Source organism: Streptomyces sp. NPDC051018 (genome assembly GCF_044456085.1).
GTDB lineage: Bacteria > Actinomycetota > Actinomycetes > Streptomycetales > Streptomycetaceae > Streptomyces.
Genome location: NZ_JBITFN010000022.1, coordinates 106,004 through 132,300, shown reverse-complemented (window position 1 = coordinate 132,300; position 26,297 = coordinate 106,004). Strand labels below are relative to the sequence as shown.

24 protein-coding genes are annotated in these 26,297 nt (G+C 71.7%); 21 read left to right on the top strand and 3 right to left on the bottom strand.

Annotated features, from left to right (window positions below; translation table 11 throughout):
* Positions 1-124: 124 nt before the first annotated feature.
* Positions 125-802: a bifunctional DNA primase/polymerase gene (locus ACIBCM_RS29510; protein ID WP_399248452.1), complete on the bottom strand. Its 678-nt coding sequence runs from the start codon at positions 800-802 to the stop codon at positions 125-127.
* Positions 803-1,238: 436 nt separating this feature from the next.
* Between ACIBCM_RS29510 and ACIBCM_RS29505 the strand changes: the two genes are divergently transcribed.
* On the top strand, positions 1,239-2,708 hold the full coding sequence (locus tag ACIBCM_RS29505; RefSeq protein ID WP_399248451.1) for a hypothetical protein: 1,470 nt from the start codon (positions 1,239-1,241) through the stop codon (positions 2,706-2,708).
* Positions 2,709-3,071: 363 nt separating this feature from the next.
* Here ACIBCM_RS29505 and ACIBCM_RS29500 read toward each other — a convergent pair whose 3' ends face one another.
* Positions 3,072-3,602, bottom strand: coding sequence for a hypothetical protein (locus tag ACIBCM_RS29500; protein WP_399248449.1), 531 nt, complete (start codon positions 3,600-3,602; stop codon positions 3,072-3,074).
* 555 nt (positions 3,603-4,157) lie between these two features.
* Here ACIBCM_RS29500 and ACIBCM_RS29495 point away from each other — a divergent pair.
* The 5 genes from ACIBCM_RS29495 to ftsH all read left to right on the top strand — a co-directional run bounded on the left by ACIBCM_RS29495 (position 4,158) and on the right by ftsH (position 12,377).
* A complete protein-coding gene (locus ACIBCM_RS29495; protein ID WP_399248464.1) occupies positions 4,158-5,516 on the top strand; it encodes an ammonium transporter in 1,359 nt (452 codons plus the stop codon).
* A complete protein-coding gene (locus ACIBCM_RS29490; RefSeq protein WP_399248447.1) occupies positions 5,513-5,851 on the top strand; it encodes a P-II family nitrogen regulator in 339 nt (112 codons plus the stop codon). The genes ACIBCM_RS29495 and ACIBCM_RS29490 overlap by 4 nt, the downstream gene beginning before the upstream one ends.
* Positions 5,852-5,944: 93 nt before the next feature.
* Positions 5,945-8,431, top strand: a complete 2,487-nt coding sequence (locus tag ACIBCM_RS29485; protein ID WP_399248445.1) for a [protein-PII] uridylyltransferase — start codon at positions 5,945-5,947, stop codon at positions 8,429-8,431.
* Between the two features lie 299 nt (positions 8,432-8,730).
* Positions 8,731-10,281: a signal recognition particle protein gene (gene ffh, locus ACIBCM_RS29480; protein WP_399248443.1), complete on the top strand. Its 1,551-nt coding sequence runs from the start codon at positions 8,731-8,733 to the stop codon at positions 10,279-10,281.
* 173 nt (positions 10,282-10,454) lie between these two features.
* Entirely contained in the window at positions 10,455-12,377 is a 1,923-nt protein-coding gene (gene ftsH / locus ACIBCM_RS29475; protein WP_399248441.1) for an ATP-dependent zinc metalloprotease FtsH, read from the top strand.
* Positions 12,378-12,675: 298 nt separating this feature from the next.
* On the opposite strand, the gene ACIBCM_RS29470 is transcribed toward ftsH, so the two are convergent.
* Positions 12,676-13,599, bottom strand: coding sequence for an SAM-dependent methyltransferase (locus ACIBCM_RS29470; protein ID WP_399248439.1), 924 nt, complete (start codon positions 13,597-13,599; stop codon positions 12,676-12,678).
* Positions 13,600-14,702: 1,103 nt separating this feature from the next.
* On the opposite strand from ACIBCM_RS29470, the gene ACIBCM_RS29465 reads away from it, so the two are divergent.
* The 15 genes from ACIBCM_RS29465 (at position 14,703) to dprA (ending at position 26,257) form a co-directional block, all read left to right on the top strand.
* Complete coding sequence (locus tag ACIBCM_RS29465; RefSeq protein ID WP_399248437.1) at positions 14,703-15,296, top strand: hypothetical protein; 594 nt, start codon at positions 14,703-14,705, stop codon at positions 15,294-15,296.
* Positions 15,297-15,512: 216 nt separating this feature from the next.
* Complete coding sequence (gene rpsP / locus ACIBCM_RS29460; RefSeq protein ID WP_399248435.1) at positions 15,513-15,956, top strand: 30S ribosomal protein S16; 444 nt, start codon at positions 15,513-15,515, stop codon at positions 15,954-15,956.
* A 2-nt stretch (positions 15,957-15,958) separates the two neighbouring features.
* On the top strand, positions 15,959-16,198 hold the full coding sequence (locus ACIBCM_RS29455; protein ID WP_020868149.1) for an RNA-binding protein: 240 nt from the start codon (positions 15,959-15,961) through the stop codon (positions 16,196-16,198).
* A 127-nt stretch (positions 16,199-16,325) separates the two neighbouring features.
* Complete coding sequence (gene rimM, locus ACIBCM_RS29450) at positions 16,326-16,964, top strand: ribosome maturation factor RimM (RefSeq protein WP_399248432.1); 639 nt, start codon at positions 16,326-16,328, stop codon at positions 16,962-16,964.
* The gene (trmD, locus tag ACIBCM_RS29445; protein WP_399248430.1) at positions 16,964-17,785 is read left to right on the top strand and encodes a tRNA (guanosine(37)-N1)-methyltransferase TrmD; all 822 of its coding nucleotides are present in this window, start codon (positions 16,964-16,966) and stop codon (positions 17,783-17,785) included. The genes rimM and trmD overlap by 1 nt, the downstream gene beginning before the upstream one ends.
* 131 nt (positions 17,786-17,916) lie before the next feature.
* A complete protein-coding gene (gene rplS, locus ACIBCM_RS29440; RefSeq protein ID WP_399248428.1) occupies positions 17,917-18,267 on the top strand; it encodes a 50S ribosomal protein L19 in 351 nt (116 codons plus the stop codon).
* A 99-nt stretch (positions 18,268-18,366) separates the two neighbouring features.
* Entirely contained in the window at positions 18,367-19,197 is an 831-nt protein-coding gene (lepB, locus tag ACIBCM_RS29435) for a signal peptidase I (protein ID WP_399248426.1), read from the top strand.
* Complete coding sequence (gene lepB, locus ACIBCM_RS29430) at positions 19,190-20,170, top strand: signal peptidase I (protein WP_399248424.1); 981 nt, start codon at positions 19,190-19,192, stop codon at positions 20,168-20,170. Before lepB (ACIBCM_RS29435) ends, lepB (ACIBCM_RS29430) begins: the two co-directional genes overlap by 8 nt.
* A 9-nt stretch (positions 20,171-20,179) precedes the next feature.
* Positions 20,180-21,187 carry a signal peptidase I gene (gene lepB, locus ACIBCM_RS29425; protein ID WP_399248422.1) on the top strand — a complete coding sequence of 336 codons (1,008 nt, stop codon included), beginning with the start codon at positions 20,180-20,182 and terminating at the stop codon, positions 21,185-21,187.
* Between the two features lie 72 nt (positions 21,188-21,259).
* On the top strand, positions 21,260-22,003 hold the full coding sequence (lepB, locus tag ACIBCM_RS29420; protein WP_399248420.1) for a signal peptidase I: 744 nt from the start codon (positions 21,260-21,262) through the stop codon (positions 22,001-22,003).
* Positions 21,993-22,610 carry an NUDIX hydrolase gene (locus tag ACIBCM_RS29415; protein WP_399248418.1) on the top strand — a complete coding sequence of 206 codons (618 nt, stop codon included), beginning with the start codon at positions 21,993-21,995 and terminating at the stop codon, positions 22,608-22,610. The genes lepB (ACIBCM_RS29420) and ACIBCM_RS29415 overlap by 11 nt, the downstream gene beginning before the upstream one ends.
* 55 nt (positions 22,611-22,665) lie before the next feature.
* Entirely contained in the window at positions 22,666-22,974 is a 309-nt protein-coding gene (locus ACIBCM_RS29410) for a DUF2469 domain-containing protein (RefSeq protein ID WP_003965949.1), read from the top strand.
* A gap of 85 nt (positions 22,975-23,059) precedes the next feature.
* On the top strand, positions 23,060-23,422 hold the full coding sequence (locus ACIBCM_RS29405) for a YraN family protein (RefSeq protein ID WP_399248416.1): 363 nt from the start codon (positions 23,060-23,062) through the stop codon (positions 23,420-23,422).
* Complete coding sequence (locus tag ACIBCM_RS29400; protein ID WP_399248414.1) at positions 23,422-25,053, top strand: YifB family Mg chelatase-like AAA ATPase; 1,632 nt, start codon at positions 23,422-23,424, stop codon at positions 25,051-25,053. The genes ACIBCM_RS29405 and ACIBCM_RS29400 overlap by 1 nt, the downstream gene beginning before the upstream one ends.
* On the top strand, positions 25,046-26,257 hold the full coding sequence (gene dprA, locus ACIBCM_RS29395) for a DNA-processing protein DprA (RefSeq protein ID WP_399248412.1): 1,212 nt from the start codon (positions 25,046-25,048) through the stop codon (positions 26,255-26,257). The genes ACIBCM_RS29400 and dprA overlap by 8 nt, the downstream gene beginning before the upstream one ends.
* Positions 26,258-26,297 lie beyond the last annotated feature (40 nt).

The following is a 26,297-nucleotide window of genomic DNA, read 5'->3' as shown; positions in this document are numbered from 1 at the left end:
CCAGATGCCACTGCACGTCACAAGCCTACGCAACGGGCGCACGCCAACCTTCGGTTCCCCCGTCCAGTCGAGTCAAGCCACACCAGACGGCATCAACCCCCGGAGATCAATTACGGGACAGCTCTTAGGCCGCCGAGCGATGGCAGATATACGCCAATGTTCCGAGCAGCAGCCGCGCCTGCGGCGGTGCCGCGGCCGTGTCCAGGGACGGCGGACGCAGCCAGCTGACCGGGCCGAGGCCCGCGTGGTCGGAGGGCGGGGCCGTGATGTGGTCGCCCGGCCCGAGGCACCGCAGGTCCAGATCGGCGTCGTCCCAGCCCATCCGGTACAGCAGCTCCGGCAGCTCGGCCGCCGCTCCCGGGGCCACGAAGAACTGGCAGCGGCCGTCCGGGGTCGCGGAGACCGGCCCCGGCGGCAGGCCCATCCGCTCCAGCCGCACCAGCGCCCGGCGCCCGGCCGGAGCGGCGACGTCGAGGATGTCGAAGGCGACGCCCACCGGGAGCAGCAGCGCCGCGCCGGGCACCTGGGACCAGGCCGCGGTCACCTCGTCCAGGGTCGCCCCGGCCGGGATCCCGGAGGCGAACGGGAGCGGATGCGCCCCCGGAGCCGTACAGTCCGCGGCGCCGCAGGAGCACGCGCCGCCGGCCGCCCGGGCCCCCGGCACCACGCTCCAGCCCCAGAGCCCGGTGTACTCCGCCACCACTGTCACTGTGCACTCTGCTGCGCGGCCGCGGCGTCGTGAGCCGGACCGGGCGGACCGGATGTCCCGGGTCCCCCGGCTGCCGCCGATAGTGAAGCCCATGCCCCCTCCAACGGGTCGTTTCGCCGGTGGTTACGACCCGAAGTCTCCTCGTCACACAGCGTCGCAGCCGGTGAAGTTCGTGCGGCGCACTGTTGCGCGAGGGGGCGTGCGAATCGACTCACGCGCCCGTACGCGCGACGAACCGCCGTCTCCCGATCGTCGTATGTCAAGTGAATCGCGGCCGACTGCGGGGGAGTTCATTCGAAGGGGTGGCGAATGGTGGCGTTTCTGGATTCTGCCTCGCGGGCGGGTGATCGTAGGATTACTTTCGGTGGGCGAACCCTGGAGTCGCGTGCACCGTTGGGTATGCCGGAGGCAACTCGGTTTCCTGTGCGGATTCCTCAGGGATGTGACCGCATCCTCCTCACGGACGGCCTCGACTCACGGCATTCTGGTAAGGGTTCGAGTTTCAGGCTTCACGGATGGGGGCGTACCAGTGGACGGCAGCGGAGCCGGTACGAATTCCGGCAAGCGCCCGAACGAGCGGCTGAGTTCGTGGTTCGTGCGCAGCGGTTGGTCCAAGGGAGAGCTGGCGCGTCAGGTCAACCGCCGCGCCCGCCAGCTGGGCGCGCACCACATCAGCACCGACACCTCGCGCGTACGGCGCTGGCTCGACGGTGAACAGCCGCGGGAACCGATCCCGCGCATCCTCTCCGAGCTGTTCTCCGAGCGGTTCGGCAGCGTCGTCGCCATCGAGGACCTCGGGCTGCGCACCGCGCACCAGTCGCCCTCGGTGTCCGGGGTCGACCTCCCCTGGGCGGGGCCCCAGACCGTCAGCCTGCTCAGCGAGTTCTCCCGCAGCGACCTGATGCTGGCGCGGCGCGGCTTCCTCGGGAGCTCCCTGGCGCTGGCCGCCGGGCCCGGCCTGGTCGAGCCCATGCAGCGCTGGCTCGTCCCGACCCCGGGCGCCGAGCAGGCCCGTGCCGAGGCCCCCGCGGCCCCGCGCCGGGGGCGGCTCTCGCCCCCCGAGCTGGAGCTGCTGGAGTCCACGACCGTGATGTTCCGCGAGTGGGACGCCCAGTGCGGCGGCGGACTGCGGCGCAAGGCCGTCGTCGGCCAGCTCCACGAGGTCACCGACCTCCTCCAGGAGCCGCACTCCGAGGCCACCTCCCGCCGGCTGTTCCGGGTCGCCGCCGAACTCGCCGAACTGGCGGGCTGGATGAGCTACGACGTGGGGCTCCAGCCCACCGCCCAGAAGTACTTCGTCCTCGCGCTGCACGCCGCGAAGGAAGCGGGCGACAAGCCGCTCGGCTCGTACATCCTGTCCTCGATGAGCCGTCAGATGATCCACCTCGGACGGCCCGACGACGCCCTGGAGCTGATCCACCTCGCGCAGTACGGCAGCCGCGACTGCGCCACCGCGCGCACCCAGGCGATGCTGTACGCGATGGAGGCCCGCGCCTACGCCAACATGGGCCAGCCCAGCAAGTGCAAGCGGGCCGTCCGGATGGCCGAGGACACCTTCGCCGACGCGGGCACCGAAGGCGAGCCCGAGCCCGACTGGATCCGCTTCTTCTCCGAGGCCGAACTCAACGGCGAGAACGCCCACTCCTACCGGGACCTCGCCTATGTGGCCGGGCGCAGCCCCACCTACGCCTCCCTCGCCGAACCCGTCATGCGGCGCGCCGTCCACCTCTTCGGCCAGGACAGCGAGCACCAGCGGTCGTACGCGCTGAACCTCATCGGGATGGCGACCGTCCATCTGCTGCAGAGGGAGCCCGAGCAGGCGACGGGGCTGGCCTCCGAGGCGCTCACCATCGCCCGGCGGGTCCGCTCCGAGCGGGTCAACACCCGGCTGCGCAAGACCGTCGACACCGCAGCCCGTGACTTCGGGGACGTCGCCGAGGTCGTCCATCTCACCGACAAGCTCACCGCCCAACTGCCCGAAGCCGCCGAAGCGGTCTAGTGCTGTGGGCGGAAAGGTTTGCCGTGGGCCCGCGGCGTCCGGTGCGGTGCAGCGCAAGGCGGAGGTCCGCAGCTCGTACTCGCCGTACTCGCGCGGTCCGACAACGCAGCGAAGTACCGTGCAGGGCGTCGCGGGCCGGTGAACCTTTCCGGTCACAGCACTAGACGGGCGCCAGGTCATTCCGGCGCCGGGTAACAGGGCCGCCGGGTCAGGCGGGCCGGGGCCGCGACGGGTCCGTGCGGGTGCTCCGGAGCGGCCGCGGCACGGTGGAGCCGGGCCGATGGGCGCACAACGAGCCCATCGAACAGCGCGGACACCGGGCGTCCGGGGACCTGCGCCTCGCGCTCAACCGCCTTGACCTCCTTACAGCTGGTCCCCCCTGCCGGCCGGTTCCGGAGGATGCGGCCCGCCACCGTCCTTGATGTCCTGCTCGCAGGTTCGTCCGACGTAGGACTGGTCATTGGGGATCAACAGCACTCCGGCAACCTGCTCAGGGTGCTCGACGACGAGCCAGTCGTCGCCCGTGAGGCCACCGTCCGGCCAGGGCCGCGCCACGGACGAAGAGACTGTCTGACACCCCAGTGCCACGCGCTTCTCATCGACCGCGCAGGCGTCCACCGCGGGGCCCGATATCTCGTCTGCGCCGTCGAAGCGGTAGCGGAAGTGGACTTGGTCACCTCGGGAGCGTGCCTGCGGGTGGGGTTCAAGGCGCCAGTCGACGACCTCGGCGGCGACGCCGAGAGACCGCCCCGACGTGTCCTCGACCTCCACCCTGACACCGGCCTCACCGCGCTCCGCCGTCGTGTCGGTGCAGCCCCACCGAGAAGAGCAGCCGGACAGGGCGAGAATCACCAGAGCCGACAGGGCACCGGCGAGTATCCGTGCGGGGAACACCGGGACGACCTCCAGTCGGGGTGGGGCGGAGCAGCGTATTCCGGGGCCCGGCAGCCGCAGGTGACGGCGATGAACAGCCGCGTCGGCGGAGCCGGAGCGCAAAGGGGCCCTGTGACCCGGACGCGCGCACGGTCGGCATCACGTTACAGCCCGGCCCCATGAGCGAGATCGTCTACGCGTCTCCGGCCTTCGGGCTCCCCGCGCCGACCGGTTGCCCCTTCGCCCGGACACCGGACCGAGGGGGAGCCGGGCTGCCGGGTGCGAACCGCCCGTTCATGGCGACGTAACACACGGGACCTCTTCGTCACTGGCGTGAAACATCGAGCGGCATCGGCCGAAACCGCGATCAGCCAACCTCGTGGCGCATAACAGGCCCGCACAGAACCGCTCAGGCTCCGACCGCGCCCGCGTACTCCGACCGCGTAATCCGCGACCGAGCGCCGCGATCCCCGGCCGTGACCGCACACACCGTGGTCACCCGGCCCCGACCGCACGACCGCGATCCCGGCCGTGAACACGACACGCCGCCGCCCCGACGACGACGAGGAGACGCCGATGCCCCCAGGCCTCTCGACGCTTGCCGCTGAAAACCCGACACTCTCCGCCGCCAACACCGGCTTCATGCTCATCTGCTCGGCCCTGGTGATGCTGATGACCCCCGGCCTCGCCTTCTTCTACGGGGGCATGGTCCGCGTCAAGTCGACCCTCAACATGCTGATGATGAGCTTCATCAGCCTCGGGATCGTCACCGTCCTGTGGGTGCTCTACGGATTCAGCCTCGCCTTCGGCGACGACTCCGGCTCCCTGATCGGCTGGTCGCCCGAGTACGCCGGTCTCAGCGGAATCGGCCTCACCCAGCTGTGGGACGGCTACACCATCCCCGTCTACGTCTTCGCCGTCTTCCAGCTGATGTTCGCGATCATCACCCCCGCTCTGATCAGCGGCGCCCTCGCCGACCGCGTCAAGTTCACCGCCTGGGCGCTCTTCATCACCCTGTGGGCCACCGTCGTCTACTTCCCCGTCGCCCACTGGGTCTGGGGCGCGGGCGGCTGGCTCTTCGAGATGGGGGTCATCGACTTCGCCGGAGGCACCGCCGTGCACATCAACGCCGGTGCCGCGGCCCTCGGCGTCATCCTGGTCATCGGCAAGCGCGTCGGCTTCGGGAAAGACCCGATGCGCCCCCACAGCCTGCCCCTGGTGATGCTCGGCGCCGGGCTCCTGTGGTTCGGCTGGTTCGGCTTCAACGCGGGCTCCTGGCTCGGCAACGACGACGGCGTCGGCGCGGTGATGTTCGTCAACACCCAGGCCGCCACCGCCGCCGCGATGCTCGCCTGGCTGGCGTACGAGAAGATCCGCCACGGCGCCTGCACCACGCTCGGCGCCGCGTCCGGAGCGGTCGCCGGTCTGGTGGCCATCACCCCGTCCGGCGGTTCCTGCTCCCCGCTCGGCGCCCTCGCGATCGGCGCGATCGCCGGAGTCCTGTGCGCCATGGCCGTCGGCCTGAAGTTCCGGTTCGGGTTCGACGACTCCCTCGACGTGGTCGGCGTCCACCTCGTCGGCGGAATCGCCGGCTCGCTTCTGGTCGGCCTCTTCGCCACCGGAGGCGTTCAGTCCGACGCCAAGGGACTCTTCTATGGCGGCGGGCTCGAACAGCTCGGCAAGCAGGCCGTCGGAGTCCTCGCCGTCCTGGGCTACTCCCTGGTGGTCTCCGCGGTCCTCGCCCTCGTGCTGGACAGGACGATCGGCATGCGGGTGGACGAGGATGTGGAGATCTCCGGCATCGACCAGAACGAGCACGCCGAGACCGCGTACGACTTCAGCGGGGCGGGCGGCGGCGCCGGATCCCGCAGGGCGGTGTCCGCGCCGGGCGAGACCGCGCCGGCCGTGTCCCGTAACAAGAAGGTGGACGCATGAAGCTCATCACCGCAGTCGTCAAACCCCACCGGCTGGACGAGATCAAGGAGGCGCTCCAGGCCTTCGGGGTCCATGGTCTCACCGTCACCGAGGCCAGCGGATACGGCCGCCAGCGGGGTCACACCGAGGTCTACCGGGGCGCCGAGTACACCGTCGACCTCGTGCCCAAGATCCGTATCGAGGTCCTCGTGGACGACGACGACGCCGAACAGCTCGTCGACGTCATCGTCACGGCGGCCCGCACCGGCAAGATCGGCGACGGCAAGGTCTGGAGCGTTCCGGTCGACACGGTGGTACGGGTGAGGACCGGCGAACGCGGCCCGGACGCGCTGTAACCGGAGGCGTGCCGGTACCGGAGGTTCCTGTTTCGGAGGGGGTGCGGCGGGGCGGGACGGGCGGGGACACGGGTGAACACCGAAAGGACTCGGATGGCGAGCGTCGAAGCGCGTACGGAGGCACAAGGCCCGGAGCCCAGCGGCTACGCGGCGGCCCGGCTGTTCCTTCTCCAGGAGAAGGAGCGGTCCGGGCCGCCGCGCCGTACCGCGCTCGCCGGCCTCACCGACCAGTGGCTCTCCGCCCTGTTCACCACCGCCTGCCGCTCCGCGGGCATCCGGGGGGCCGCCCTGGTCGCCGTCGGCGGCTACGGCCGCGGCGAACTCTCCCCGCGCAGCGACCTCGATCTGCTGCTCCTGCACGACGGCTCCGCCGGACCGGATGCGATCGCCGCCCTCGCCGACCGCCTCTGGTACCCGGTCTGGGACCTCGGGCTCTCGCTCGACCACTCCGTACGCACCCCCGGCGAGGCCCGCAGGACCGCCGGGGACGATCTCAAGGTGCAGCTCGGACTGCTCGACGCCCGCCCCGTCGCCGGGGACCTCGGGCTGGTCGCCGCCCTGCGCACCGCCGTACTCGCCGACTGGCGCAACCAGGCGCCGAAGCGCCTGCCCCAGCTCCATGAACTCTGCCGCGAACGGGCCCACCGCCAGGGCGAGCTGCGCTTCCTCCTCGAACCCGACCTCAAGGAGGCCCGCGGCGGACTCCGCGACGCCACCGCGCTGAGCGCCGTCGCCGCCTCCTGGCTCGCAGACGCGCCCCGCGAGGGACTCGCCGAAGCCCGCCGGATCCTCCTCGACACCCGTGACGCACTCCATCTGGCCACCGGACGGGCCACCGACCGCCTCGCCCTCCAGGAACAGGACCAGGTGGCCGCCGACCTCGGTCTGCTCGACGCCGACGCCCTGCTGCGCCGGGTGTACGAGGCCGCCAGGACCATCTCGTACGCCACCGATGTCACCTGGCGCGAGGTGAACCGCGTCATCAGGGCCCGTTCCGGACGGCCCCGGCTGCGGGCGGTGCTGGGCGGCGGGCGCCGGCCGGAACCCGGGCGGACGCCGCTCGCCGACGGCGTCGTCGAGCAGGACGGCGAGGCCGTGCTCGCCCGCGCCGCACGGCCCGAACGCGACCCCGTACTGCCCCTGCGGGCCGCTGCCGCCGCCGCCCAGGCGGGGCTCCCGCTCTCCCCGCACGCCGTACGCAGACTGGCGACCGCGGCCCCGCCGCTCCCGGTGCCCTGGCCCGCGGAGGCCCGCGAGGAGTTCGTCACCCTGCTCGGCGCGGGAGAGTCCACGGTCGCCGTCTGGGAGGCCCTGGAGGCGGAGGGCCTGGTCAGCAGGCTGCTGCCCGACTGGGAACGCGTCCGCTGCCGGCCCCAGCGCAACGCCGTGCACACCTGGACCGTCGACCGCCATCTCGTCGAGGCGGCAGTCCGGGCGTCCGCGCTCACCCGCCGGGTCGGCCGCCCGGATCTGCTGCTCGTCGCCGCCCTCCTCCACGACATCGGCAAGGGCCGGCCCGGCGACCACTCCGTCGCCGGCGAGACCATCGCCCGGGACACGGCGGCCCGGATCGGTTTCGACAGTGCCGACGCGGCCGTCGTCGCCACGCTCGTACGCCACCATCTGCTGCTCATCGACACCGCGACCCGGCGGGACCTGGACGACCCGGCGACCGTGCACGCCGTCGCCACCAGGGTCGGCACCGCGGGAACGCTGGAACTCCTGCACGCGCTCACCGAGGCGGACGCCCTCGCCACCGGCCCCGCCGCCTGGTCCGCCTGGCGCGGCTCACTCGTCGCCGACCTGGTGGCCCGCGTCGCCGCGGTCCTCGCGGGAGACCGCGGCGGCGAACCGGAGCCCGACGCTCCCAGTGCCGAGCAGGAGCGCCTCGCCGTCGAGGCCCTGCGGACCGGGGGGCCGGTGCTCTCGCTGCGCGCGCAGGCGGAGTCCCCGCCGGAGTCCCGGCAGGAGGCCCCGCCCGGGGGACCGGCGCCGGACACGGCTCCCGAGCCCGTCGGCGTCGAGCTGCTGATCGCCGTGCCCGACCGGCCGGGCGTCCTCCCCGCCGCCGCAGGAGTCTTCGCCCTGCACCGGCTCACCGTGCGCGCCGCCGAACTGCGCGCGGTGGAGCTGCCGGACGGGATGGGTCCGGGCGCCGTCCTCGTACTGAACTGGCGCGTCGCGGCGGCCTTCGGCTCCCTGCCCCAGGCCGCCCGGCTGCGCGCCGATCTGGTCCGCGCCCTGGACGGGACCCTGGACATCGTGGGGAAGCTGGCCGAGCGAGAGGCCGCGTATCCGCGCAGACGGGGCGTCCCGGCCCCGCCGCCCCGGGTCACCGTCGCCCCCGCCGCCTCCCGGCACGCCACGGTGATCGAGGTCCGGGCCCAGGACGCCCCGGGCCTGCTGCACCGGATCGGGCACGCGCTGGAGGACGCGGGTGTACGGGTACGCAGCGCGCATGTCTCGACGCTGGGGGCGAACGCGGTGGACGCCTTCTACGTGACGTCGCCCGACGGGGAGCCCCTGCCCGCGGCCGGGGCCGCCGAGCTGGCGCGGGCGCTGGAGCGGGCGCTGGGGTGAGGACGGCCGGGGGTGCGCGTTCGGGGACGGCCCCGGGTCCGGCCGATTCCCGGCGGCCTCGGTGATAGGCGTCGCGGTGTACGGGACAGCCCTGTGCTTCGGGACAGCCCTGTGCTTCGGGACCTCCCTGTGTTCGGGGCCGCCCTGCGTCCGGGAGGCGGTGTGTCCGGGAGCCACCTGTGTTCGGCAGGCCCCTGCCCCGCCGTCTGCTCCCTGCGGGCGAGGGCACACTCCTCGCGCGGCCGGATACTCTGGAGGGCGATTCCCACTGCCCCCGACCCTGAGGACCGACGAGCGCCGTGTTCGATACTCTTTCCGACCGCTTGGCGAACACCTTCAAAACCCTGAGGGGCAAGGGCCGCCTCAGTGAGGCGGACATCGACAGCGCGGCCCGGGAAATCCGTATCGCGCTCCTCGAAGCGGATGTGGCCCTTCCCGTCGTCCGTGCCTTCATCGCGAATGTGAAGGAGCGGGCCCGGGGCGCCGAGGTCTCCAAGGCCCTGAACCCCTCGCAGCAGTTCATCAAGATCGTCAACAATGAGCTGATCTCCATCCTGGGCGGCGAGACCCGCCGGCTGCGCTTCGCCAAGACCGCTCCGACCGTGATCATGCTCGCCGGTCTCCAGGGTGCCGGTAAGACCACCCTCGCCGGAAAGCTCGGCCGCTGGCTCAAGGGCCAGGGGCACTCCCCGCTGCTCGTCGCCTGTGACCTCCAGCGCCCCAACGCCGTCAACCAGCTGAGCGTCGTCGCCGACCGCGCGGGAGTCGCCGTCTACGCGCCCCAGCCGGGCAACGGCGTCGGCGACCCGGTCCAGGTCGCCAAGGACTCCATCGAGTACGCCCGGTCGAAGGTCCACGACATCGTGATCGTCGACACCGCCGGCCGCCTCGGCATCGACCAGGAGCTGATGCAGCAGGCCGCGGACATCCGTGACGCGGTCACCCCCGACGAGGTGCTGTTCGTCGTCGACGCGATGATCGGCCAGGACGCGGTCAACACCGCCGAGGCGTTCCGCGACGGTGTCGGCTTCGACGGTGTGGTGCTCTCCAAGCTCGACGGCGACGCCCGTGGCGGTGCCGCGCTCTCCATCGCGCATGTCACCGGCCGTCAGATCATGTTCGCCTCCAACGGCGAGAAGCTGGACGACTTCGACGCGTTCCACCCGGACCGGATGGCGTCCCGCATTCTCGGCATGGGCGATGTGCTCTCGCTGATCGAGAAGGCCGAGCAGACCTTCAGCCAGGAAGAGGCCGCCAAGATGGCCTCCAAGCTGGCGAGCAGCAAGGGCAAGGAATTCACGCTCGACGACTTCCTGGCGCAGATGGAGCAGGTCAGGAAGATGGGCTCCATCTCCAAGCTGCTGGGGATGCTGCCGGGCATGGCCCAGATGAAGGACCAGATCAACAGCATCGACGAACGCGATGTGGACCGTACGGCCGCGATCATCAAGTCGATGACCCCGGCCGAGCGCCAGGAGCCGACGATCATCAACGGCTCGCGCCGGGCCCGTATCGCCAAGGGTTCTGGTGTCGAGGTCAGCGCGGTCAAGAGCCTGGTCGAGCGGTTCTTCGAGGCGCGGAAGATGATGTCGCGGATGGCCCAGGGCGGCGGGATGCCCGGGATGCCGGGGATTCCGGGCATGGGCGGCGGTCCCGGCCGGCAGAAGAAGCAGCAGAAGCAGGCCAAGGGCAAGCGCAGGAGCGGCAACCCGATGAAGCGGAAGGCCGAGGAGGAGGCCGCCGCGGCGCGGCGGGAGCAGGCGGCCCAGGGCGGGGCCTTCGGGCTGCCTGCGGGTGGTCAGGCGCAGGACTTCGAGCTGCCGGACGAGTTCAAGAAGTTCATGGGCTGACCCCGGGCGCTCGCGCGGACGGCGGAGCCTCCGCGGCCCGGCGCAGCGCGAGGCGGTGGGAACGACCGCTGGATCGGATGGGCGACCGCGGTGTCCGCAGCGGCCCGTGAACGGCGTCGGCATCCGCACTACGCGCGGGTGCCGACGCCGTTCTTCTGTCTTAACGTCCGGATATGACCAACCCTGTGCCGCCGCGCCGGGCCCCCGAGGACCCCTGGCGATCCGAGGGCGCCCCACCGCCCCCGCCGCCGCGCAGGCGGATGCCCGGGGGCTGGTGGGGACTGGTTCTGGCGGCTGTCGTGGTCTATCTGCTGGCCAGTCTGGTGGCGTCGCTGCTCCGTCCGGGCGGCAATGAGCGCACGGTCCCGTACACCGAGTTCAGCAGACAGGTCACCTCGGGCAATGTCTCGAAGATCTACGCGAAGGGCGACGCGATTGAGGGGCAGCTCAAGAAGCAGGCTCCGGTCCCCGGCGGCAGGGGCGACTACACCATGTTCAGGACCCAGCGGCCCGCCTTCGCCGACGATCCGCTGTGGGCCGAGCTGACCAGGCAGAACGTCACGGTGACCGCGAAGCCGGTCGTCCGCGGGAGAAGTCTGCTGCCCAGTCTGCTGATCGCGTTCGGACCGATGCTGCTGCTGATCGCGGTATGGGTGTTCATCGCCCGGCGGATGGGCGCGGCGATGGGCGGCGGGGGAGTACTGGGCCGCAAGGCGCCTCCCAGACCGGTGGAGGTGACCGAGGGGAAGCGGACGACGTTCGCCGATGTCGCCGGGATCGACGAGGTCCAGGGCGAGCTCGACGACATCGTGGACTTCCTGAAGAACCCGTCGGCGTACCGGAGGATGGGCGCCCGGATGCCCGGTGGTGTGCTGCTGTCCGGTCCGCCGGGTACGGGAAAGACCCTGCTGGCCCGTGCGGTCGCGGGGGAGGCGGGGGTTCCGTTCTTCTCGGCGGCGGCCTCGGAGTTCATCGAGATGATCGTGGGCGTGGGGGCCGGACGGGTGCGCGAGCTGTTCGCGGAGGCCCGCAAGGTGGCCCCGGCCATGGTGTTCATCGACGAGATCGACACCATCGGACGGGTGCGCGGCGGGGGCGGCGGTCTGGGCGGCCATGACGAGCGCGAGCAGACACTGAATCAGATTCTCACGGAAATGGATGGTTTCACGGGGTCGGAGGGCGTTGTGGTGCTCGCCGCGACCAACCGTGCCGACGTTCTCGACCCGGCCCTCACCCGTCCCGGCCGCTTCGACCGGGTCGTCCAGGTCTCCCCTCCCGACCGCGCGGGCCGGGAGGCGATCCTGCGTATCCACACCCGCGAGATCCCGCTCGCCGACGATGTCGACCTCGCCCGGATCGCCCGGTCGACGCCCGGGATGACCGGCGCGGAACTGGCCAATCTGGTGAACGAGGCCGCCCTGGTCGCGGTGAAGCGCAAGCGGACCTCGGTGACGCAGGCCGAACTGTCCACCGCGCTGGAGAAGGTCCAGCTCGGAACGGAACGACCCCTGGTGATGCCGCTGGAGGAGCGCAGACGCACCGCGTACCACGAGAGCGGCCATGCCCTGCTCGGCATGCTCCAGCCCGGAGCCGACCCGGTCCGCAAGATCACGATCGTGCCGCGCGGACGGGCCCTCGGGGTCACACTCTCCACCCCGGACGCCGACCGGTACGCCTACACCGAGGACTATCTGCGCGGCCGGATCATCGGCGCCCTCGGGGGCATGGCGGCCGAGCATGTCGTCTTCGGGGTGATCACCACGGGCGCGGAGAGCGATCTGGAGCAGGTCACGAGCCTGGCGCGGGGGATGGTCGCCCGGTGGGGCATGAGCGAGCGCGTGGGGCGGCTGTCCGCGATCCCGAACGATGTCCAGGTGCCGTACGGACTCTCCGCCGCGCCCGCGACTCTGGACTCGGTGGATCACGAGATGCGCCGGATCGTCGACGAGTGCTACGAGAGCGCGCAGCGCCAGTTGCGTGACCACCGCGACCGGCTGGACGCCCTGGCCGCGGCGCTCCTGGAGAACGAGACGCTGGAGGAGGACGCGGCCTACCGCGTGGCGGGCATCACCCGGCTGTCGAAGGACGACGTCTGAGCCGTCGCGCCCCTGGTGGTCGTACCTCCGGCCATCGCGCCGCCGTGGCCGGTCCCGCCTCCGTGCCCCGGACGCGGACCGGTGGGTCCGGGCGCCGGGGCCGGTGAATACGGAGGAGGACGTACCGGAACGGCCGTCCCGGGCACGGCGTACGGGACAGGGGTCCACGGCGCCGCGCACTGGACAAGGCAGCGCGGACCACGGTGTACCGGGCAGGCTGCTGGGATCACGGGGCGCCGGGCGGGTCGCTCCGGGGCAGGGTGTGCTGGGCAGACGCTCCGGGGCGGGGGTTCGCGGGTCAGGGCGTGCGGGCGATCAGATACCGGAAGACGTTCGGCATCCACACGGTTCCGTCGCGGCGGGTGTACGGATGCAGTGCCTCCGCGATCTCCTCCTCCACCCGCGCCCGGCCGTTCCCGGCGGTCGCGTCCGCGTACAGGCCGGTCGAGACCAGTCCGCGCACGGCACTGCTCATGTCCGCGTAACCGAACGGGCAGGCCACCCGGCCCGAGCCGTCCGGCCGCAGTCCCGCCCCGGCGGCGACGTCCTCCAGATCGTCGCGCCGCGCGGGGCGCCGGCCGCCGTGCGGGCGGGGCGTGAGACGGCCGGCGACACGGAGGACACCGGAGGTGGCGCAGCGCTCGGGCGGTCCCCAGCCGGTGAGGACGACCGCGCTGCCGTGGCCCGCCAGTTTCACGGCGGCCTCCAGCGCGGTGCCGAGCCCCTCGCTGTCACCGGCCTCACAGCCGAGCGGCGCCAACGCGGTGATCACGTTGTACGGAGGACGCGCGGGGTCAGCCGCGCCTCCCACATCGCCGTGGACCAGGTCGATTCCGGCCGTCCGGGGGAGGGGGCCGGGTGCCGTACGGCCGGACGCCGTGCGCTCGAGCGCCAGGGCCAGCCGCTCCCGGTCGGTGTCCGCGCCCGTGACCCGGGCGCCCCGCGCGGCGGCCATCAGCAGGGCGAGGCCGGAGCCGCAGCCGAGGCCCAGGAGCCGGGTGGTGGCGCCGACTTCCAGCCGGTCGTACACGGCCTCGTACAGTGGGACGAGCATCCGTTCCTGGATCTCGGCCCAGTCCCGGGCCCGCGCCGATGTCTCCGCTCTTTGTGCCGCCTCCGTGTTCTGCGCTGTCTCCGGCGTCTCCGCGTGATGTCGCCCGGACGCCGCTGCCGGGGACGGCGATGAGGTGCGGGATCGGTGCCGGACGAGCGTTGGTGTCATCGAGTGCGCTCCCATCCGCCGGGTGGCCGAGTGCTGGACACCCCCCTGTGCGTCTTGTCCGCGGTGCTGTCGTTCGCGCGTACCGTGGCCCTCCCCGTACGTCAGGGAACTCCCCGCCCGCCCCCGAGTCCAGGGGGCGTGCGGCACTGCTTGGATGCCCCGGCGTACGCCCCGGAGCCAACGGTGGATCACCCGGCCCGATGCGCCGGCTTGATCCCCCGCCCCAGGCGTCGGCCGGAGCCCTGGCCGAAGTCACTGCCCGGGCCACTGGCCGATTCACCGGTCGGCCTCCCGCCGCCGTACGATGCGCGCCATGGCAAAGGCACCCGCCCTCACGCCCCGGGCGCAGCGCCCTCCCCGCCGGCACCGGAGTCAGGAACGGCACGCTCCGGTCGGTGGACGGCCCTCCGGTGAAGCCGCCGTGGCCGTCCGGCCCCACGGCCGCGGCCCGTGGGAGAGGATCCGGCAGGATCCGGCCGCCGGTATCAGGGCCCCGGCTGCCCTGAGCGCCTGCTTCCCGCTTCTCACCCGACAGTCTGACCCGACCCGTGACGCGGAGCATGTCGAGAGACCCGTGCCGGTGGCGGAGCCGGTGCCCGTGCCGGTGGCACCGTCGGAGGCGGTCGTACGCGGTGGCCGGCGCGGGGCGCCCGTGGAGCCCGCAGGCGTACGGGAGGACGCTTCCCGGGGCGGTGCCGCTGCCGCCCGGCGGGCGCGTTGAGCCGGTAGAGGGGCGCGCGGGGCCGTCGGCGAGCGCGCGACTTTCGCGCCGGATCCCCTTCGGTGGCCCGCCGCCGGAGTCCGGATGAACGCTCCGGGCGCCGGGAACGTACCGCCGGGCAGGGATATCACCGGCTTCCGGCGCATGAGTGCCCCCGTTTCCGGGCAGCACCCCCGGCGAACGGTTTTGCCCGCGGGTTTCCTCTCCCGGACCGCCCCCGGAGTACGCGCTACGTACCACCTTGTTGGGAGCTGTGAGGCTTCTCCGCAGATCTGGCTACCCGCCCTCGTCAGGACGCAACAATGCCAACTGACGGGTACGTGCAAAATATTTGGGATGGCCCGGAATGGAACCCGGGAGAGGTCCGGCTCGTTATCACGACGTGAGCACGACACCACCTGTTCTCGCCGCAGAGCTGGCACAGGCATGGGCCGATATTCAGCGGCACCACCCTGAGCTGCCAGATCTCGCCGCGCCAGAGTCCCTGATCGGAGAATCCTCGTCCGCCTGCGGCGGGGAGCTCTCCTTCGAGCGACTGCTTCATGAGGCAGTCCATGGCATCGCCGCCGCGCGAGGTGTCCGGGACACCTCACGGGCCGGCCGCTACCACAACCGCCGATTCCTGGCGATCGCCGAGGAAATGGGCCTCGACCACGCCGATGAGCCGCATCCCAGCAGCGGCTTCTCCCTGGTCGTGCTCAGCCCCGAGGCGAAGCGCCGGTACCGCCCCACGATCGAGAGACTTCAGCGTGCCCTCAAGGCGCATACGGTCGCCACGGCGTCCGACACCAAGCGCTCCTTCCGCGGACCTGCCGCCCGGCACGGTTCCTCGGGCGGCGGTGTACGGGTGAAGGCCGTCTGCGACTGCGGTCGCAATGTGAGAGTGGTGCCGTCGGTCCTCGCCCAGGCCCCCATCGTGTGCGGCGGCTGCGGGAAGCCGTTCCGCATCCCCGAACCGGTCGCCGCGGCGAGCTGACCCCTCGGCCGGCCGCCTGACGGGGGCGGCGCGGGCTGTGCCGGCAGGGAGGGGCGGGCGCGTCTTCGGCGTGTGGCACAATGGCAAGCTGTACTCGACGGCCGTACAGGACCCCTCTCTCCTCCGGCTGACGCGTCCATCGGGCACCCGGGTACCGCAACCCCACGTGGCATCTCGTTGTGCCCAACCACGTCAAGACCAGGAGACACCACTTCCGTGGCAGTCAAGATCAAGCTGAAGCGTCTGGGCAAGATCCGTTCGCCTCACTACCGCATCGTCGTCGCCGACTCCCGTACCCGCCGTGACGGCCGGGCCATCGAGGAGATCGGCCTGTACCACCCGGTGCAGAACCCCTCCCGCATCGAGGTCGACTCGGAGCGGGCGCAGTACTGGCTGTCCGTCGGCGCCCAGCCGACCGAGCCGGTGCTCGCGATCCTGAAGCTCACCGGTGACTGGCAGAAGCACAAGGGCCTGCCGGCCCCGGCGCCGCTGCTCGTCGCCGAGCCGAAGGCGGACAAGCGCGCCGCGTTCGACGAGTTCGCCAAGGCCCTTGAGGGTGGCGAGCCGAAGGGTGAGGCCATCACCCCGAAGGCGAAGAAGACCGACAAGAAGGCGGACGAGGCGGCTGACGCCGGCGAGTCCACCGAGTCGACGGCCTGAGCATGCTCGAGGAGGCTCTCGAGCACCTCGTGAAGGGCATCGTCGACAACCCGGACGAAGTCCAGGTCGCTTCGCGCAACCTGCGCCGCGGGCGTGTGCTCGAGGTCCGGGTCCATCCCGACGACCTCGGTAAGGTGATCGGCCGCAACGGCCGCACCGCGCGCGCTCTGCGTACCGTCGTGGGCGCCATCGGCGGCCGTGGGATCCGCGTCGACCTCGTCGACGTCGACCAGGTTCGCTGAACAGTTGAACACCGGCTCGGGCCGGGGAGGGCCGTGCGGCCCTCCCCGGCCCGTAGTCGTGCGGGCCGTTGTGGCCTGAGCCGTGCCGTGTGAGCGGGATGAGCCGTGTGACAGGAGAGAGTGCAAAGTGCAGTTGGTAGTCGCCCGGATCGGCCGTGCGCATGGCATCAAGGGCGAGGTCACCGTCGAGGTGCGTACGGACGAGCCGGAACTGAGGCTCGCACCCGGGGCCGTACTGGCCACCGACCCGGCGGCCGTCGGGCCCCTGACGATCGAGACCGGCCGGGTGCACAGCGGCCGGCTGCTGCTGCGCTTCGCGGGTGTGGCCGACCGCACCGGCGCCGAGGCGCTGCGCAACACACTGCTGATCGCCGATGTGGACCCGGACGTGGTGCCCGAGGACCCCGAGGAGTACTACGACCACCAGCTCATGGACCTCGATGTCGTCCTCGCCGACGGCACGGAGATCGGCCGGATCACCGAGATCAGCCATCTCCCGTCGCAGGACCTGTTCATCGTGGAGCGGCCCGATGGGTCGGAGGTGATGATTCCGTTCGTGGCGGAGATCGTCACCGGTATCGATCTGGAGAATCAGCGCGCGGTGATCGACCCGCCGCCCGGGCTGGTCGACGACCGCGCGGAGACCGCCTCCGCGCGCGAGGGAACGGAGCCCGTACGAGGAGAGGCCCCTTCCGCGCCGGACCCGGATCAGGGCGAGGGCGGAGCCGGGGGCCGGGACCGGGGCGCGTCCGGGGACGGCGCCTGATGCGGCTCGACGTCGTCACGATCTTCCCCGAGTATCTGGAACCGCTGAACGTCTCCCTCGTCGGCAAGGCCCGGGCCCATGGCACGCTCGATGTCCATGTCCATGACCTGCGGCACTGGACGTACGACCGTCACCACACGGTCGACGACACCCCTTACGGCGGCGGCCCCGGCATGGTCATGAAGACCGAGCCCTGGGGGGAGGCGCTCGACGACGCCCTCGCGAGCGGTTACGAGGCCGGGACCCATGACCCCGTCCTGGTCGTGCCGACGCCCAGCGGCCGCCCCTTCACCCAGGAGATCGCCGTCGAACTGTCCCGGCGCCCCTGGCTGATCTTCACCCCCGCCCGCTACGAGGGCATCGACCGCCGTGTCATGGACGAGTACGCGACGCGGATGCCGGTGTACGAGGTGTCCATCGGCGACTACGTCCTGGCCGGCGGCGAGGCGGCCGTCCTGGTGATCACCGAGGCCGTGGCCCGGCTGCTGCCCGGCGTCCTCGGCAACGCCGAGTCGCACCGTGACGACTCCTTCGCGCCCGGCGCGATGGAGAACCTGCTGGAAGGCCCCGTCTACACCAAGCCCCCGGCATGGCGGGGACGTGCCGTTCCGGAGGTGCTGACCAGCGGGCACCACGGGAAGGTGGCCCGGTGGCGCAGGGACGAGGCCCTGCGGCGTACGGCCCTCAACCGGCCCGACCTGATAGAGCGGTGCGATCCCGCCGCCTTCGACAAGAAGGACCGGGAGGTCCTGTCCATCCTGGGCTGGGCGCCCGAGCCCGGGGGCCGATTTTGGCGCAGGCCCGGGGACGTGGAAGAATAGGCCGCTGCCGTCCGTCCGGCGTGCGCCCCTGCCACAGGGGGACACGACGCCCGCTCCGATGCGGCGGCCTCCTGAATCTCATCCACGCTCCCGCGGATGACCTGTGGCATCCGCGAAGAAAGCAGACACACATGTCGCACGTGCTCGACGCCGTCAACGCCGCCTCGCTGCGGTCCGACGTTCCCTCGTTCCGTCCCGGTGACACCGTGAACGTCCACGTTCGCGTCATCGAGGGCAACCGCTCCCGTATCCAGCAGTTCAAGGGCGTCGTCATCCGCCGCCAGGGCGCCGGCGTGAGCGAGACGTTCACGGTCCGCAAGGTCTCCTTCTCCGTCGGCGTCGAGCGCACCTTCCCGGTGCACAGCCCGATCTTCGAGAAGATCGAGCTGGTCACCCGTGGTGACGTCCGCCGTGCGAAGCTGTACTACCTCCGTGACCTGCGCGGCAAGGCCGCGAAGATCAAGGAGAAGCGCGACAACTGAGCCCACGGCGCCTTCGGGACGCTCCGGGCGAGTGCGCCGGTGAGCTCCGGCTCACACGGCGCCCGGGTCCACGGCGACGCCGGATAGGCTTCGCTTCCGATGGACACGACAGCCGGAAACACCGAGCGCGACCGCTCTTCCACCCCCGGACCGGGGGTCCCCGGAGCAGGGGAGACGGGAGAGGGGTCGCGTTCCGTGCGTTCCGGGGACTCCTCGGGGGTATCGATTCTCCTGGGAGCCCTGCGCCCCTCCGGGTTGTCCTGGCGGCGGGTGCTGCTCCTGGGCGTGGTCTGCACGGGCCTCGTCCTGCTGTTCAGCCGGTTTGTGGTGCAGCCGTTCCAGATCCCCAGCGGCTCCATGGAGCCCACGCTGCGTATCGGGGACCGGGTGCTGGTGAACAAGCTGGCGTACCGTTTCGGTGAGGAGCCCGCACGGGGGGATCTGATCGTCTTCGACGGCGCGGGATCCTTTGTGCCCGAGGGGGCGGAGGGGAATCCGGTCGGAGCGGCGGCACGGGGAGTGCTCGCGGCACTGGGGCTGGCCGAGCCCGCGGAGACGGACTTCGTGAAGCGGGTGGTGGGCGTGGGCGGTGACCGGGTGGTCTGCTGTGACAAGGGGGGCAGGATCGCTGTGAACGGTGTAGCGGTCGACGAGGGATATCTGCATCCCGGTGATGAGCCGTCCGAGGTGCCCTTCGACATCGTCGTTCCCGACGGCACCCTGTGGGTGCTGGGGGACCACCGGAGCAATTCGCGCGACTCCCGCGACCACCTCGGCTCGCCCGGCGGGGGCATGGTCCCCGTGGAGCGGGTCATCGGTCGAGCGGACTGGATCGGCTGGCCCCTCGGCCGCTGGGCCTCTCTGGAGCGTACGGACGCCTTCTCCCGCGTCCCGCAAGCGCCGTCGGCGGCGGGCGGGCCGCATGGGTAACCGCGGGCGTCACGCGAGCCACCGGGGCGGCGACACCCGGCTGCCCACCGGCACCAGGCCGACGGACGGCGGCCGGCTGCTGCCGGGCCGGGCCGAACGGCGCAGACTCGCCAAGAAGGTCAAACGCAAACGGCGCAGGTCCGCCATCAAGGAGATCCCCCTCCTGATCACGGTGGCCCTGCTGATCGCCCTCGTCCTCAAGACCTTCCTCGTACAGGCGTTCGTCATCCCGTCCGGTTCGATGGAGCAGACCATCCGGATCCAGGACCGGGTGCTGGTGGACAAGCTCACACCGTGGTTCGGCTCGACGCCGGAGCGCGGTGACGTGGTCGTCTTCAAGGACCCCGGCGGCTGGCTCCAGGACGAGCCCACCGAGCAGAAGGACGACCCGGTCGTCGTCAAGCAGATCAAACAGGGCCTGACGTTCATCGGGCTGCTGCCGTCGGCCGACGAGCAGGACCTGATCAAACGCGTGGTCGCGGTGGGCGGCGACAAGGTGAAGTGCTGCGACCAGGACGGCCGTATCACCGTCAACGGTGTCCCGCTCATCGAGTCCTATCTCAACCCCGGAAACGTTCCTTCTGCCCAGCGGTTCGAGGTCGACGTCCCGCCGGGCCGGATCTTCGTCCTCGGTGATCACCGGGCGAATTCGGCTGATTCCCGTTCCCATCTCGACGAGGAGGGCCAGGGCACGGTCTCCGTCGACGAGGTGGTGGGGCGGGCCGTGGTGATCGCCTGGCCGGTCAAGCACTGGAGCGGGCTGGGTGAGCGTGAGACGTTCGCATCTGTCCCGAACCCGCGTGCCGGGTCGACCACCCCGGTGGACTCGTCGAATAGGCTGTCCTCCCAGGACCAGAAGGGAATGGTCCTCCTCCCGAGTCCTGCGGAACTCCCGCTCGTTATGGGAGTGGTGGGTCTGCTCGTCGTCCGGGGTATCCGGAGATCGAGGAGCGGACGTTTTCGCACGGAGTGAGGAGTGGATGTGGGGGACGTGGCGGTCGGCGCGCGGTCCGGGCACGAGCAGCCGGAGGACAGGCCGGAGGGTCCGACCGGGGCCGAGCCATCCTCCGCGTCCATGACGGGCGGTCCGGGACGGCCCGCGGGAGAGGACGACGGCCGGTCCGGCGCCTCCGGGCCCGCCGCCGGTGACGGCGACGCCTCGGCGGGGTCCGGGGAGGGTGACGTGACGCCCGGTGACGACGACGCAGCACGGCGCAAGAAAAGCCAGCGGTCGTTCTGGAAGGAACTGCCGATTCTGGTCGGAATCGCCCTGATCCTCGCCCTGCTGATCAAGACCTTCCTGGTGCAGGCGTTTTCCATCCCCTCGGACTCGATGCAGAACACCCTGCAGCGCGGGGACCGGGTGCTGGTCGACAAGCTCACTCCCTGGTTCGGCTCCGAACCCGAGCGCGGCGAGGTCGTCGTCTTCCACGATCCGGGCGGCTGGCTCGCGGGCGAGCCCACGCCCGAGCCGAATATCGCGCAGAAGTTCCTCAGCTTCATCGGCCTGATGCCCTCCGCGGAGGAGAAGGACCTGATCAAGCGGACGATCGCGGTCGGCGGGGACACGGTGGAGTGCAAGGCGGGCGGCCCGGTCAAGGTCAACGGGAAGGCGCTCGACGAGCCGTACATCTTCCCCGGCAACACTCCCTGCGACGACCGGCCCTTCACCGCGCGCAAGGTGCCCGAGGGCAAGATCTGGGTGATGGGCGACCACCGGCAGAACTCTCGTGACTCCCGGTATCACACCAGGGACGTGAACCAGGGGTTCGTCCCGGTCGACAAGGTCGTCGGGCGGGCCGTCGTGGTCGCGTGGCCGGTCAACCGCTGGTCGACCCTGCCGGTGCCCTCGACCTTCGACCAGCCCGGCATCAACACCGCGGCCGCTCTCGTCACCTCCGCCGCTCCGCCGGCGATGGGGGTCACGGGCGCGCTGGCCATCGTGCTGTGGCGGCGGAAGAGGCTGACCACCGGGGATACCGCCCGGTAGGGTGCCGTCCCAGATCGCGGATTCGCGGATCGCCGCTGATGGGCGGCGATCCCCGGGGCAGGGGGCGCTGGGATGGCAACAGGACGTACGGGCGACGGCCGCGGCCGGCTCGGCAGCGCGCTGTCGGGTCTGGCCGTGGCCGCCGGCTGTGTGCTCTTCCTCGGTGGCTTCGTCTGGGGCGCGGCGGTCTACCGGCCGTACACGGTGCCGACCGACTCCATGTCGCCCACCGTGGCCGCGGGCGACCGGGTCCTGGGTGAGCGCATCGACGGCGACGAGGTGCGGCGCGGGGACATCGTGGTGTTCCGGGAGTCGCAGTGGGGCGATCTTCCGATGGTCAAGCGGGTGGTCGGCGTCGGCGGTGACACGATCGCCTGCTGCGGCGACGGCGGACGGCTCACGGTCAACGGTACGGAGGTGGAAGAACCGTATCTGCGCGGCGCCGGGGGACCGGCCTCGCCGAACACCTTCACGGCCACCGTGCCGCGAGGGCAGCTCTTCCTTCTCGGCGACGAGCGGATGGGCTCCCTGGACTCCCGTACGCGTCTCCAGGACCCGGGACAGGGCTCGGTGCCCCGCTCGGCCGTGGAGGCGCGTCTGGATGCCGTGGCCTGGCCGCTGAGCGGCGGTCTGCTGGAGCGGCCCGGGGGGTTCGCGGAGCTTCCCGGTGGCATCTCCCGGCTCGGACCGGTCAAGCTGATCCTCGGGGTGGTGGCGGCGGGCGCGCTGCTGATCTTCGGCGGGGCGGCGTACGGGCCGGTGGCGCGGCGGCTGTCGCGCGGGAGCCGAGGGAAGGTGACGGCGGATGCCGGATGAGGAGCGGGTGGTGGGTGCTGGGGGCGGGTTCGGCGGAGGTCCGGATGCCGGTCCGGGCGGTGCCCCCGAGGGGCGCGGGAGTGATTCCGGAGACCTCGGCGGGCGTTCCGGGAGCGGCCCCGGGGGCGGGCTGAGGAAGGTCGCGCGGGTCGTGCTGCTCGATCCGCGGGACCGCATCCTGCTGATGCACGGGTACGAGCCGGCGAATCCCGCCGACTCCTGGTGGTTCACCCCCGGGGGCGGCCTGGAGGGCGCCGAGACCCGCGAGGAGGCCGCGCTGCGGGAGCTGGCCGAGGAGACCGGTATCACCGATGTCGAGCTGGGGCCGGTCCTCTGGCGGCGGACCTGCTCCTTTCCCTTCGACGGGCGCCGCTGGGAGCAGGACGAGTGGTACTTCCTCGCCCGTACCGAGCAGACCGGAACGGCTCCGCTCGGGCTGACGGAACTGGAGCGGCGCAGTATCACGGGCCTGAGGTGGTGGACCTCCGCCGAACTCTCCTCGGCGCGTGAGACGGTGTACCCGACCAGGCTCGCCGAGCTGCTGCGCACATTGCTCGACGAGGGTCCCCCGCCTGCGCCGGTGGTCCTGGCCCCGGAAATCGCCTAGGGGCCGGAGAGCCTGGCGCACAATGGGGGGACGCACGGCTGAAGGGGAACATGCCATGAGCGCCGAGGACCTCGAGAAGTACGAGACCGAGATGGAGCTGAAGCTCTACCGGGAGTATCGGGACGTCGTCGGGCTGTTCAAATACGTGATCGAGACCGAGCGCCGCTTCTATCTCACCAATGACTACGAGATGCAGGTCCACTCGGTCCAGGGCGAGGTCTTCTTCGAGGTGTCGATGGCGGACGCCTGGGTCTGGGACATGTACCGGCCGGCCAGGTTCGTCAAGCAGGTGCGCGTACTCACATTCAAGGACGTGAACATCGAGGAGCTGAACAAGAGCGATCTCGAACTTCCGGGTGGCTGAGTTATCCACAACGGACGGGTTGTCCACCAAGATCCACAGGTGAGCGGGGGACGCGTCAGAGTCGGTGCCAGGAGGTGGTGCCGATATGAACGCGACGGGGGCACTGGGGCGGTACGGCGAGGAGTTGGCGGCGCGGCTGCTGACCGAGGCCGGAATGACGGTTCTCGCGAGGAACTGGCGCTACGGACGGGCCGGTGAGATCGACATCGTCGCCCGCGACGGCGACACGGTGGTGATCTGCGAGGTCAAGACCCGCAGGGCGGGCACGTTCGAGCACCCGATGGAGGCGGTCACCCCGGCCAAGGCCGAGCGGCTGAGACACCTCGCCGGGGGCTGGCTGGAGCGGCACGGCGGGGTGCCGTCCGGCGGGGTGCGCATCGATCTGGTGGGCGTCGTGGTTCCCGCGCGGGGCGCGCCCCTGGTCGAGCATGTGCGGGGGGTGGCGTGATGGGGTTCGCGCGGGCCTGCTCGGTGGCGCTGGTGGGTGTCGAGGGCGTGGTGGTGGAGGTCCAGGCGGACCTGGAGCCCGGAGTGGCGGCGTTCACCCTGGTGGGGCTGCCCGACAAGAGCCTGGTCGAGAGCCGTGACCGGGTCAGGGCGGCGGTGGTGAACTCGGGGGCGGAGTGGCCGCAGAAGAAGCTCACGGTGGGGCTGAGCCCGGCGTCCGTGCCGAAGGGCGGAAGCGGTTTCGATCTGGCCGTGGCGAGCGCCGTGCTCGGGGCGTCCGAGCGCATCGATCCCCGGGCCATCGCCGATCTGGTGCTGATCGGGGAGCTGGGGCTGGACGGCAGGGTACGGCCGGTGCGCGGGGTGCTCCCCGCCGTGCTCGCGGCGGCCGAGGCCGGGTACCGGCAGGTGGTCGTCCCCGAGCAGTGCGCCGGTGAGGCTTCCCTCGTACCGGGAGTCTCGGTGCTCGGTGTACGGAGCCTGCGGCAGCTGATTGCCGTGCTCAGCGATGAGCCGGTCCCGCATGAGGAGCCGGTCTCCGGCGGGCCGGACCCCATGCTGGCCGGGCTGATGGTGCCGGGGGCCGGAGTGGGTACGGGGCTGGCGACGGCGGCGGGGGACGGGCCCGATCTCGCCGATGTGGCGGGGCAGTATCTGGCGCGCCGGGCGCTGGAGGTCGCCGCCGCCGGAGGACACCATCTGATGCTCTCCGGGCCACCGGGTGCGGGGAAGACCATGCTGGCGGAACGGCTGCCCGGGGTGCTGCCGCCCCTCAGCCGCAAGGAGTCCCTGGAGGTCACGGCCGTGCACTCGGTGGCGGGCATCCTGCCGCCCGGCGAGCCTCTGGTGCGTACGCCGCCCTACTGCGCGCCGCACCACTCGGCCACCATGCCCTCGCTCGTCGGCGGCGGGAACGGGCTGCCGAGACCGGGAGCGGTGTCCCTGGCCCACCGTGGAGTGCTCTTTCTGGACGAGGCGCCGGAATTCTCGGGCAAGGTCCTGGACTCCCTGAGGCAGCCGCTGGAGTCGGGATATGTGGTGGTCGCGCGGAGCGGAGGCGTGGTCCGGCTGCCGGCGCGCTTTCTGATGGTGCTCGCGGCGAATCCCTGCCCCTGCGGTCGGCACACGCTGCACGGCGCGGGATGCGAGTGCCCGCCGTCGGTGATCCGGCGCTACCAGGCGCGGCTGTCCGGGCCCCTGCGCGACCGGGTCGATCTGCGGGTGCAGGTGGAGCCGGTCAACAGGGGTGATCTGCTCAGCACGGGCGGCCGGGGCGAGACGACCGCCGTGGTCGCGGCCCGTGTCCAGGAGGCCCGGCAGCGCGCGGCGGCCCGGCTCCAGGACACGCCGTGGAACCTCAACAGCGCAGTGCCGGGCCATGAACTGCGTACGCGCTGGCCCGTCGCCCCGGGGGCCCTCGCGGCGGCGGAGCGGGACATGGAACGGGGGCTCCTCACGGCACGCGGCCTTGACCGGGTGCTGAGGGTGGCCTGGACCGTCGCCGACCTCGCCGGACGGGACCGGCCCGGGGAGTGTGATGTGGAGATGGCCCTGGAGCTGCGCACCGGCGTATCGCGCGGTGCGCCCGCGACGGTCGGCAGCGCCGCGGGCGGGGAGGCGACCGATGGGTGACGGGCCGGGACAGCGGGACACGGCCGGTGCCCCGGGCCGGAGTGCGACGGTCGGTGAGGCGGAGCGTTTCGCCCGAGCGGCGCTCACGAGGGTGCTGGAGCCGGGTGACGAGCGGGGCGGACGATGGCTCGGTGAGTTCGGGGCCCAGGAGCTGCTGGCGCGCCTCACCGCACCCGACCCCGACGCCACCGGCCTCCCCGGAGCCGGCCCACGGCGGTTCGAGAGCTACCGGACACGGGCAGCCGCCGCCGACCCCCACCGCGATCTGACCGCGATCGCGGCCGCCGGAGGCCGCTTCATCTGCCCGGGGGACGGTGAGTGGCCCACCCAGCTCGATGACCTCGGAGCCGCCAGACCTGTCGGGCTGTGGGTCAGAGGCCGATCGGACCTGCGGAAGTGGGCACTGCGTTCCGTGGCCGTCGTCGGCGCGCGGGCATGTACCCCGTACGGAGCGCATATGGCGGCCGCTCTCGGCAGCGGCCTCGCCGAGCGGGGGTGGGTGGTGGTCTCCGGGGCCGCCTTCGGCATCGACGGGGCGGTGCACCGGGGCGCGCTCGCCGCGGGTGGTGCCACCGTCGCCGTGCTCGCCTGCGGTGTGGATGTCGTCTATCCCCGCGGTCATGCGGAGTTGATCGGACGCATCGTGGAACAGGGACTGGTCATCGGGGAGTTGCCGCCGGGCGACCACCCCACACGCAGCAGATTCGTCCTCAGGAACCGGGTGATCGCCGCCCTCACCAGGGGCACGGTGGTCGTCGAGGCCGAATACCGCAGTGGGTCACTGGTCACCGCGCGGGCCGCGCTCAGGCTGGGCCGGTACACCATGGGGGTGCCCGGACCGGCGACCAGCGGGCTCTCGGCGGGCGTACACGAACTGCTCCGGGGCGAGGGGGTGCTGGTCACCGATGCCGACGAAGTGGCGGAACTGATCGGGGAGATCGGCGACCTGGCACCGGCCCGCCGGGGCCCCGTCCTGCCACGGGACCTCCTGGACCCCGTCAGCAAACTGCTCCTCGAAGCGCTCCCGGCACGCGGGGCGGTCGACAGCGGGCACCTCGCCCGCGGCGCGGGAACCACCACCGACGAGGCTCTCGGCAGGCTCTATGAACTGCACGCGCTGGGGTTCGTCGAACGGTTGGGGGACGGTTGGCAGCTGACGCGTCAAGCGAATCGCGGGACGAAGGCACGGCGAGGCGGTTCTTGATTTGGAGCATTCGGGTGAAAAAGTGATGGGGGTGACCTTT

What these genes read in the sequence shown, in the direction of transcription:
- rplS (WP_399248428.1), top strand. Translation starts at nt 17,917, where the DNA reads ATGTCGCACGTGCTCGACGCCGTCAACGCCGCCTCGCTGCGGTCCGAC.
- ACIBCM_RS29405 (WP_399248416.1), top strand. Translation starts at nt 23,060, where the DNA reads ATGAACGCGACGGGGGCACTGGGGCGGTACGGCGAGGAGTTGGCGGCG.
- ACIBCM_RS29400 (WP_399248414.1), top strand. Translation starts at nt 23,422, where the DNA reads ATGGGGTTCGCGCGGGCCTGCTCGGTGGCGCTGGTGGGTGTCGAGGGC.
- ftsH (WP_399248441.1), top strand. Translation starts at nt 10,455, where the DNA reads ATGACCAACCCTGTGCCGCCGCGCCGGGCCCCCGAGGACCCCTGGCGA.
- ACIBCM_RS29510 (WP_399248452.1), bottom strand. Translation starts at nt 802, where the DNA reads ATGGGCTTCACTATCGGCGGCAGCCGGGGGACCCGGGACATCCGGTCC.
- trmD (WP_399248430.1), top strand. Translation starts at nt 16,964, where the DNA reads ATGCGGCTCGACGTCGTCACGATCTTCCCCGAGTATCTGGAACCGCTG.
- ACIBCM_RS29410 (WP_003965949.1), top strand. Translation starts at nt 22,666, where the DNA reads ATGAGCGCCGAGGACCTCGAGAAGTACGAGACCGAGATGGAGCTGAAG.
- ACIBCM_RS29470 (WP_399248439.1), bottom strand. Translation starts at nt 13,599, where the DNA reads ATGACACCAACGCTCGTCCGGCACCGATCCCGCACCTCATCGCCGTCC.
- ACIBCM_RS29455 (WP_020868149.1), top strand. Translation starts at nt 15,959, where the DNA reads ATGCTCGAGGAGGCTCTCGAGCACCTCGTGAAGGGCATCGTCGACAAC.
- lepB (WP_399248424.1), top strand. Translation starts at nt 19,190, where the DNA reads ATGGGTAACCGCGGGCGTCACGCGAGCCACCGGGGCGGCGACACCCGG.
- lepB (WP_399248426.1), top strand. Translation starts at nt 18,367, where the DNA reads ATGGACACGACAGCCGGAAACACCGAGCGCGACCGCTCTTCCACCCCC.
- ACIBCM_RS29485 (WP_399248445.1), top strand. Translation starts at nt 5,945, where the DNA reads ATGGCGAGCGTCGAAGCGCGTACGGAGGCACAAGGCCCGGAGCCCAGC.
- dprA (WP_399248412.1), top strand. Translation starts at nt 25,046, where the DNA reads ATGGGTGACGGGCCGGGACAGCGGGACACGGCCGGTGCCCCGGGCCGG.
- ACIBCM_RS29495 (WP_399248464.1), top strand. Translation starts at nt 4,158, where the DNA reads ATGCCCCCAGGCCTCTCGACGCTTGCCGCTGAAAACCCGACACTCTCC.
- lepB (WP_399248420.1), top strand. Translation starts at nt 21,260, where the DNA reads ATGGCAACAGGACGTACGGGCGACGGCCGCGGCCGGCTCGGCAGCGCG.
- ACIBCM_RS29490 (WP_399248447.1), top strand. Translation starts at nt 5,513, where the DNA reads ATGAAGCTCATCACCGCAGTCGTCAAACCCCACCGGCTGGACGAGATC.
- ACIBCM_RS29415 (WP_399248418.1), top strand. Translation starts at nt 21,993, where the DNA reads ATGCCGGATGAGGAGCGGGTGGTGGGTGCTGGGGGCGGGTTCGGCGGA.